General features: G+C 57.0%; 4 protein-coding genes and 1 pseudogene. 2 read left to right on the top strand and 3 right to left on the bottom strand.

The window, feature by feature from the left end:
- Nucleotides 1–624: 624 nt before the first annotated feature.
- A pseudogene (locus PMN64_RS40605) lies at nt 625–782 on the top strand (DUF2285 domain-containing protein); the annotation flags it as partial.
- A 1334-nt stretch (nt 783–2116) separates the two neighbouring features.
- Here PMN64_RS40605 and PMN64_RS40600 read toward each other — a convergent pair.
- The 3 genes from PMN64_RS40600 to PMN64_RS40590 all read right to left on the bottom strand — a co-directional run bounded on the left by PMN64_RS40600 (nt 2117) and on the right by PMN64_RS40590 (nt 5754).
- The gene (locus PMN64_RS40600) at nt 2117–2653 is read right to left on the bottom strand and encodes a hypothetical protein (protein WP_411784804.1); all 537 of its coding nucleotides are present in this window, start codon (nt 2651–2653) and stop codon (nt 2117–2119) included.
- A gap of 926 nt (nt 2654–3579) precedes the next feature.
- Nucleotides 3580–5490 carry a hypothetical protein gene (locus PMN64_RS40595; protein WP_411784803.1) on the bottom strand — a complete coding sequence of 637 codons (1911 nt, stop codon included), beginning with the start codon at nt 5488–5490 and terminating at the stop codon, nt 3580–3582.
- A 15-nt stretch (nt 5491–5505) separates the two neighbouring features.
- Entirely contained in the window at nt 5506–5754 is a 249-nt protein-coding gene (locus PMN64_RS40590) for a hypothetical protein (protein WP_411784802.1), read from the bottom strand.
- Nucleotides 5755–6017: 263 nt separating this feature from the next.
- Here PMN64_RS40590 and PMN64_RS40585 point away from each other — a divergent pair.
- On the top strand, nt 6018–8593 hold a 2576-nt coding region (locus PMN64_RS40585), incomplete at its 3' end, for a hypothetical protein (RefSeq protein WP_411784801.1).

The following is an 8593-nucleotide window of genomic DNA, read 5'->3' as shown; positions in this document are numbered from 1 at the left end:
ATCACACCGTCTCCGAGACGGTACAAACCCTCAACGTGGTTGTGAAGGAATCAAAATGAGCAAGCGGTCAATCATTGGGGGCTTAGGTGTGTTCGATCCGCCACAGCGTCGTTAGTTTTGTCGTTTGAGCGCAACTTAGGAGAGGATCCGGCACTCCAAATAAGGATAGGCGAGAGCGCATCACGTCGACTGACAACAGATTGTGTGCTGGGAGCACCATGCGCTGCGCAGATGAGACCTTGACCTGACTGCGCTCCCCCACCCTGAAGTCCGCCGCTCGATCCGGATGTCAACGATGCAGCGCCAACGGATTTGATCCTGACGCCTACGACCATTATCCGAACGGTCAATCTGTCTCATTTGGGGTGCCGCGCAGGAATCGTCGCGGTTCTGCTTCGCTTCTGCCTCGCGGCGGCGGTGAGACAGATTTTGTTCCACGTGGCAGAAGTGCAGGTGAAAGTGCCTGCACTTCATTGCGAAATTGTGCGGCGACGCCGCCGCGTCAAGCGTTGTCCTCGCGAGTGCTCCGGGAACGCTTGACTCGGACGTCAGCGTGCCACACTGACGACTTCGAAAAAGCTAAAACAAGCCTCGAGCTGAGACAATTCGAAGAGTCAAGATAACGACCAAGAACACGCTGTCACCTATATGCGCCTTCTGGACGCAGATGCAGAGGACGCCGACTGGCGAGAGTTGCAAAGGTCGTGTTGCACATTGATTCCGAACATGAACCGGAGCGTGCCCGCCGCGCGTATGAAACCCATCTCGCTCGTGCCAAGTAGGCAGCCAGACGTGGTTATCCGCAGTTGTTGCGGAGCGATCGGCCAAGCTAGATTGGGTGCGTATCAAAGGTGCTTAGATCGTTGCATTCCTGGTACGCTGGCAGATTGTTCGCGATTGCCGCCCGAACAAACTGTGTCGGCACGGACGAACGAGTGCGGCCCCCTCGGCAAGCAGACTCCAATGAAGTCATAACGGTACTTTTCGTACCGCAACGCAGGCGATACCACTACCAATTTCGAGTCTCAAACCACCAACCGTCTTCCCGCGCGTCACGGTGGACCGCATAGACTTGCCGGTGCCCTTCGAATCCGAAATTCGCTAAGCGATTTGAGAGAATCGAGTCATGCGGTCGATGACGGAGCGGGACATGGCCTATGTCACAAACGTCCCGGCAGCCTCACCCGATGTCACCACCAGGCGAGGCCCAAGCAAAGGGGCGAAGTTTGCTTGTGCGTGTGGGAACGCGCATCAACCGTATTTGTGTCAGCTGACGAAAAGCTGACGGGCTAGGCACCACGCGTCCGCCGCGCCGGAATATTTTCCTCGACTTCGGCCGCTCGCTCCGCCGCAATTTCGATACAACAGAAACATGGCGTGGTCGATTCGACCCTCTATCAGCGCATGGCCCATATAGCTCAGCTCGGGTAACGCCGTTCGCGGGAGTTGGCGGAGAACTTTGCGCGGATGCATCGGTTGCCACGAATCCAGCAAGTTCACAAATTGCGCACGATGCAACACCTGCAAAGCCTCTACGTGTCAGCATGAGATTCTTCCTGGGTTATGCTCCCGCACAGGAAGCAAGCGGACGATCGGGTGACCGTCCAAAAAGCATCAAGCCATTGCGCGAGCGACAAGATTGGCACGACGATCACCCGATCGTCGTGAACGTCGGCTCAGACTCATTCCCCTCTCGAGCCGCACTCGGCGGCCCGTCGTTGACAAGTGCGGACAGCTTTCGCTGACCTATTCTTTCGGATGTTCACAAACCTGCCGTCGAGCCCCCCGCCCCGTTGCGACCATTCGCGGATCTGAGCCGTCATGGCACACCTCTACCGAGATACGACAGCACAACTAAGACAACAAACCCAATGATAAGGCCACAGCCCTCCACTACGGTAGTGCGGTTCTCGCGCCGCTGCACACCAGTCGAAGAGTGCTTCAACCAGCAATCGTCTTCACCATCCGCCATGGTCTCAATTTGATCCGTTGAAGAACCGTAGACACGTGTGCCGCATACCGTCACCATGCGTTCCACTGCAGGTTCAGGGTATTTGGCCACATCATGAAAGGTGAGGCCTCACGAGTTGCATGAGGCCTCTTCTTGGACACCGATTTACGATCCGGGAAGAAAGATCTGCCGCGAGTACCATGGGATCGCGGTAATACTGATGAGTTGCTCCGAACCATCGAACAGAGGAGCAAGTTGCCGACCGGAAGCCTTGAACGAGACCCTTTGCGTGCGATCGAGTCCCGTCACTGTGCTGCGCACCACGTCAGTGGCTTGCTCAACACGATATATGCGATAGAAGTCCGACTTGGCTCCGGAGTAGACGGACAATTCGAGATTAGCGCGCACCGGCACGCTACGCGTATATTGAACCTGGACCTGGAGCGAATCTCCACCGTCCGTCGTGAAGGACCATGCCTCCTCGACATTCGTCACTGCGGCAGGATCGCTGTGGATCGTTCTGTCTAAGGCAGTCTTCGCGTAGACATAATTGCTGTAGGAGCCGGGAGTGTAACTTGCAGGCGAGAACAAGCCGCCGATTACCATCGGTACAGCTTTTTCCATCCCCTGCTTCTTGGCCGGTATGACCAGCACGGCGCCGCGACCAGCATCTATCGGTTTTCCGTCGGCATCTTGGGCCAAGATTTGGTCAATCAAGACGATTGAGAGGTTGGATCCCTTGGACGGCCCGCACTGGGCGGCTCCATCTCCCAGTCTTTCGGCAGCATTTTTTGAACCGCAGAGTCGGCGACCTTGAAGCTCAGGACCGTTCGTACGTCCAGAGTTCTGCTGTGGAGTTTGTCTTTTTCGTCTGCAAGAGCAGGCTTCGCAAGAAGTATGATACTGGCGGTTGAGATCACCGCCAACGTTCGCGAAAAGACTGACACTTTTCTCTCCTATCAAATCCCATCAATTAAGCCCGTCGGGCATTCCCCTCAGGGCGCTCGGTGTGAAGCGCCCACGCGCAATAAATGAGGCACGTCTTCTTCCGGGACGATCCGGAGGAACTGGCGACTCTTGGCGGCGGGAAGGAAGTCCCGCGAGCCGTTGTGACTACGGCGTAACGGCGGCATACTCGACCGGCGAGTCCCACCTCGGACTCACGCGTATCCTTGGGGACCAGGACGTGGGGACACACGATGACCATGTCCTGCGGCAGGGCGCAGTCCAGCGCGGTCAGCGTGCCCCGGTAGGTCTCCTCGTTGTTGCGCGCCTCGAGGTGACAGGATCCGTGTCCTTACGCCGCGGATCGCATCATCGATCCAGTCGCCTTTTGCGATATAGCCCGTCACCCGCATCGGCGCGTGGCCCCGCTCGCGCAACCATTGAACGCCGTTGAAGTCTCCGCTGTAGTTCACGGAGATCACCGCCGTCGCACCAGCCACCAAACGGTTCGCAACATGCCGTCGCCGGCGCGTGTAATCACGCCAAGCCGGTTCTTTCCGGCCGCCGGCTCAAGTTCGTTCAATAATCTTCCCCGCGGCGCCTTCCTACGCGTGAGCCCTCCGGCACGCTGTAGAGCTGACGGCCTCAGCGAGGCGCCGGAAGACGCACAAGCTGCGCCGTAGCTACGCCGGCTCAAGGTGCGCGGGCTCGTCAAACGGAAGGTGTAATTGATCGCGGTACGGAAACAGCGGAAGAAGACAAAGGCGGAAGATCAGCCAACAACTGTAAATTGCGTCGTGACCATAGGGATCACCGTCATGCAACAGACCATGGGACAACGCATGACGAAGGTATGGCCCAGGCTTTTTCAAGAAGACACCCTCAATATCGGTCATAATAGCAGATCCGAAAATCGTACTGAGCTCGCCTCTCATTTGCTCGAAGAGCGACGAAATCGTGCGGTCTTGTTGTGTTTGTGTCGAGTCGTCGAAGATCGTCACATCGTGGCCGTTGGCTTTCAGCAAGTGGCGAAGCGAGCTTTCCAGCAACGGCGTTAGGATATAGAGACCGCTAACGAAATCTCCCTGAAAGAACCGCAAGAAACCGCGGCTGAACGTTCTGACCAAATCGCTTGGTACAAACGGGCTATGTATTAGAAGGTGCGCAAATACATCGTCCGACAGTAAGTGATCACGCGCGATCGACTGCCGCGCCACCTCTATCTGCCCCGAGACGGTTATCTGACGGCGAATGCTTTCGTGCCGCGCGATGTGATCTCTGATCGCGGACTCGTCACCACCGTCACCAAGTCCGCCTCCGTCGGTGCGATGCACTACCTTTCCTTCTCGATCGTGATGTGAGGCGCCAAAGAGAGAAGAGAGCGGATGCTCTCGGATTGATTGGGATGCGTCCGCTGCGAGCTTCGCTGGATCCGGTGATTGATCAAGCGCCGCGAATACAAAAAACTTATCGCGAAGCGTCGGGCGGTCCATGGTTCGTTCGACTTCTCTTGCGATGTCCTCAAGGTCCAGGGGATACGAGAACGGCGACATTTCTTCCGCTATCCCGGCCTGAACATCGATCAGGCGGTGCCGTAGTTCCCTTCGTCTATCCTTCTTGCCGGGAACGCCATGGAGTTCGGAAATTGCGTCAGATAGCAAGGACGACGCTAGCATAGCCATGGGCTGACCTTCGGCCATGAGAACGAATTGTTCGGCCGCAGCGGTCTGTGCACGATGTTTGTCGTCCTCGTTCTTTGCAAGATGGTATGCCCGAGCGGCCAATCGCCAAAGGTCGATAACACCGTGACCATCAGAACCACTCGGAAGGCCCGCGATCAAGGTTTCGATATCTTTACCGATCACTGCTGGATCAGAGATCCCAAAATCCAGGTCGAGATCACTAAACCAGAATGCCGGATTAGGCAGCGCCTTCTGCATGGCTCGTCCACGCAATTGGACGGCCACCTCACGAGCGAGCATTGATTCCGGCTTATCCCAGCCGACGGCTTTGCCAATTTGCAGCGCGCGTCGCAGATGATCGCGCGCATCGTGCTTCAACGCACCCTGTCCTTTGTCGAACTTGAAGACTAGCGAGCCATCATCCACGCCCTTGACAATATCGACGTATGCCGCGATGGCCGCCAAGGCGAGCCTTCCCTTCTTGCGATCCAGACTCCAACAGAGATCGGCGAGACGTGCCTTCAGCGCCGGGTGCTTCGCCAAGTCAGCAGCGGCCTCGAGCACATGTTGTAACGGGCCGCGAAAGTCAGCCTGAATCGGGGATCGACGCCCGTCGGCGAAGACTGCCATTGGTCCAAACGGCTCACTTTTCTCCTTGGATCTAAGCATCATTCCGGCTGCGGCGGAGAGCATCCTGAACATCCTCACCGCGGGCCCATCTTGCCCTTTATCGGCTGCAGCGCGAAACAGATCCCCTAGGTCGCGGCTATCAGCGCTGTTGGATGCAGCAATCGGACTTTCGAATGCCAACCCCTCAAGATCAGCAAGAGACGCTTGTAGCCAAACAGGCTGCGAGACATCCGTTTGCTCCACTGCACTTGCTTCGTCGCTTGCGCCAATCTCACGGTTCATTTGGGGCGGTTCCATTCACATGTACTTGCGGAAAACAGGACGTACCGGCGCGCAAAATATAGTGGTCGACTTGACCTGAGCATCGAGCAGCACGCCGAGCGGTGCGCCGCTGCTGGGATTACGCATTACACTGACGCCGCCCGTACCAGCTTCGAGCCGACCACACGGGATCGCAGATGAACTGCATTTCCAGAATGGATCTTTCTTGACGGCGTCTTCGCCGAGTTCGCCGACGACTTGGCTGCCTGTGATTCGCTTTCTCATGCCCAAGATCATAGGGGCTTAAATATGGAGGCGAGAAGAATCGGTCCCGTTATGTATTGTGGCAAAAAGCTTTATGTTCGTACAATCAGATACTTACGCGGCGAGCGATAGTACGATGGTCCTGTGAATTGGGCCGTCCGGAATGAAGGTTGCGGTCTCAAGCGCATCGGCCGATTTTAGTCGCCTAAGCGCCGGTCGAACCGGCGGCTCATTTCAACCCTAACGCGACGAGTCAAAGTCCGTGAGGGCCGCGGAAGGCAGAGATGACGCAAGCAGGCGGACCAGCCGCAATCAACGGCTTTCTCTACCAGATGATCCAGCATCTCGGTCGGTTGGCGGACATTGCCCTCTCGGGCCGTTTAGACGGCCAGGAGATCGAAGAAGCATGTCTCGTCCTGGAGCCGCGCGGTGGGGGTGACGCACGTGCAGAGGCCGCTGGGATTTATCTCGTGGAGCAGTACAAGACACGACGCGGCGGTACCTGGGCTGTCGCGGATATTGAATCTGCTCTACGCGACCTCCGAAAAGCCGTTCCAACCCCGCTACCGGCGTTGGCCCGTTACCGCTTTGTGACGGATGGTCGCGCCGGACGACTGGAAGAATTTACTTCGTTCCTTGCTGAAGTGAAGAACGTGACAGCACCTGATGAACTCGACGCTGTCGAGAGGAGGAGCTTTGGGGCACATTTTATCGGTACTCACCGCGAATTCTTTGACCACATTAGCATAACGACCCGAAGCGCCGATGCTCCAGCGACGGTTGACGAGGCGGATCGCGTATTTCATCTCTTGTCTCGTTTCGATATCGAGTTCGGTATCGACGGCGTCGAGTGCGCGGAACAAATCGAAAGGCTCTTGCGCCGATATGCAGAGAACCTGGGAGATGAGCGACGAGTTCGTGAGCATCTGGTCGGTGTCCTGATCGAGCAGTTGAGCAAAGGCGAAGCACGTCTCAATGCCAACGCGATCGATGCCATGTTCCGACATGTCGGCCTGAATCCAGATAGACTGCGAAAGGCGGCAATTATCGGAGAAACGCTAAGCGCGTTGACGCGTCGCCGCCTCGAGCGCCTAAAATATCTACCAAATCGCGATGTAAGAGCCGCGCCACGTTGGCCCAAGGATAAGCCGGTTCTGGTGATCGCAGGGCAAAGCGGCACTGGGAAATCGTGGCAACTCGGACGGCTGCTGGAAGCCTTTGCTCAACAAGGCCAACCCGCGACATTGCTATCACCTACCACCAAAACTGATGATGTCCTGGCACGGGCAGCTCGCGACGTATGGCAAACAGGCCTAGGCGAGACGACAGACAAGACGCTCGTTGCGGTGTCACGCTTCCTGCGCGAGATCGCACCGGATGCTATCGGTTCGCGGCTAGTCGTCGCCGTGGACGATGTTCAGGACGTCGACCTTGCCCGTGATCTCGTCCGACAGGATTGGACAGACTGGGACATGCGGCTCGCTCTGACTGTTCCGGATACGGTCGCGCGCTCACTTGCGATAACGGACGGTGACGCCATTCATGTCCATGACGTTCCTGACTTCTCGGTCGACGAACTCGACACCCTTCTGAAGCAAAACGGGCGACGCTGGGTCGACCTTCCGTTCGACCTAAAGAGGCTCTTACGCAACCCGATCTTGGCAGGACTCTTCGTCGAACTTCCCTATTCGCTCTTTCAAAGCGCACCGCGTAGCGAGTACGAGATATTCGAAGGCTTTTGGCAGCGCATCCCCGCAAAAGGCCGCCCCGGCGATGAGGGTATCGTGATGGCGCTCGCCGTCCGCGCGATCGAGGCGCGACCTTACCCGCTTCCCAGAACGCAATGGCAGGAAATCGGGCTAGATAATGCCGATACATTGGCCAGATTGGCCGCCGCCGGTTGGCTACGCAGCACGGAAAATGGTGAAATCGTATTTGCCCATGACCGCCTGTTCAATTGGGCGGTCGCGAAATCATTAGTATATCGACTTGACCGCAATCAGTTGTCGCTTGACGAGCTTGGCGCATTCCTGCGCCAAGAAGACCCGGACGATCGACGGATTCGCAGGCGTCTCGGCTACGTGCCGATGGACACACTCTGGCTCCTGACTGCCGACGCCAACAAGTCTGACGTCCCTAGTCGGATTGTCACGATGCTAGAGGATAGCCAAACATTCGGCAATTACGGCGAAGACCTTTACATCCATCACCTGCCATCACTTGGTCAACGGGCCGTCCCAGTCCTCCTGGAGCGATTGAATAAATTCACGTCGGAAGGGGAGGCGCGGTATCATGTCGGTTTGATCGGTAGGGCGTTCGCAAATCTCGCCCTACAAGAGAACGTCGACCTGACGGCGGAAATCGCGCTCCTGTTGAACACGCCAATTAAGCAACGACAGAGCGTTGCCATTGCAGCGTTGACCGCGGTACCCGATCCGGAACTCCTCGATTGTCTTTGGGCCGTTCACCAGCGTCGTGTGGATGAACTAGATGACAAGATGGACGCCTCGCGGCACAACGACTATCAGGCGAGCTTCGAAGCGCTTCGCGCCGGTGCGGAGCGATATCCGGATTGGCTTCGTCACCGCATCCTAGCCGCAGATTCGGAAAACGAGCGCATTTCTGAGCTCGCTTATCTTCTCAATGGATTGGAATCGCCCAAGGCGCCCGAGATCTGGAGTGAGGTCGAGAGCGCGCTAATGGCGAAGGTTCCAGCTAACAAGCCTCGTAGCCTGCTCTATTGCATTGCTCGTTTTGCCGACAGGGCGAAGTTGTACTTCGTTATACAGAATTTGTCGAATGCGCAGGATTTTGCAAACGGAGCCGCGTTAGCGGCACTCTCAATCCTTGATCCGCACGC

This window comes from Bradyrhizobium sp. UFLA01-814 (assembly GCF_046718885.1).
Lineage (GTDB): Bacteria > Pseudomonadota > Alphaproteobacteria > Rhizobiales > Xanthobacteraceae > Bradyrhizobium > Bradyrhizobium elkanii.
The sequence above is the reverse complement of the archived record's forward strand: the minus strand, read 5'-3'. Positions and strand labels throughout refer to the sequence as shown.

Coding starts and splice junctions, on each gene's coding strand:
- PMN64_RS40595 (WP_411784803.1), bottom strand. CDS start 5,490: ATGAACCGTGAGATTGGCGCAAGCGACGAAGCAAGTGCAGTGGAGCAA.
- PMN64_RS40590 (WP_411784802.1), bottom strand. CDS start 5,754: ATGAGAAAGCGAATCACAGGCAGCCAAGTCGTCGGCGAACTCGGCGAA.